Source organism: Candidatus Hydrogenedentota bacterium (genome assembly GCA_016791475.1).
Classification (GTDB): Bacteria; Hydrogenedentota; Hydrogenedentia; order Hydrogenedentales; family JAEUWI01; genus JAEUWI01.
Genome location: JAEUWI010000433.1, coordinates 1 through 532, shown reverse-complemented (window position 1 = coordinate 532; position 532 = coordinate 1). Strand labels below are relative to the sequence as shown.

General features: G+C 65.6%; 2 protein-coding genes. Both read right to left on the bottom strand.

The features are described 5' to 3' along the window. On the bottom strand, nt 1–202 hold a 202-nt coding region (locus JNK74_30105), incomplete at its 3' end, for an HslU--HslV peptidase proteolytic subunit (GenBank protein ID MBL7650423.1). After that, on the bottom strand, nt 199–532 hold a 334-nt coding region (locus JNK74_30100; protein ID MBL7650422.1), incomplete at its 5' end, for a tyrosine-type recombinase/integrase. The genes JNK74_30100 and JNK74_30105, both read right to left, overlap by 4 nt.

The window sequence follows — 532 nt, the reverse complement described above, 5'->3', positions numbered from 1 at the left end:
GCTCGAAGAGGGTGAAGGCATCGGCGGTCGAACCGGCAAAGCCGATGACGACCTTGTGCGAGCCGACCGTGATGGCGCGGACCTTGCGCGCGGTGCCCTTCATCACCGTGTTGCCGAGGGTGACCTGACCATCACCGGCGACGACGACTTTGCCATTTTTCCGCACGGCGAGAATGGTCGTGCCGTGCATTTCGACTTTCATTTGGAATCCTGCGATTTTTTTGGGGGCGCTTTGGCGCGGGGGTGAGCGAGCGTGTGCACGCGCTGGAGCTGGTCGACAGAGACGTGGGTGTAGACCTGGGTGGTGCTGATCGACGCGTGACCGAGCAGCTCCTGGATGTGGCGGAGGTCCAATCCCCGATCGAGGAGGTGGGTGGCAAATCCGTGGCGGAGGCGATGGGGGTGGACGTGCTGGCCGACGGCGCCCTCTTTGGCGGCGCGTTCGACCAGGCGGCGCGCGGAGCGATCGGAGAGCGGGCCACCGCGATCGGCCAAGAAGACGCGGGTCTTTGCGACCGGATCGGGGTCCGGT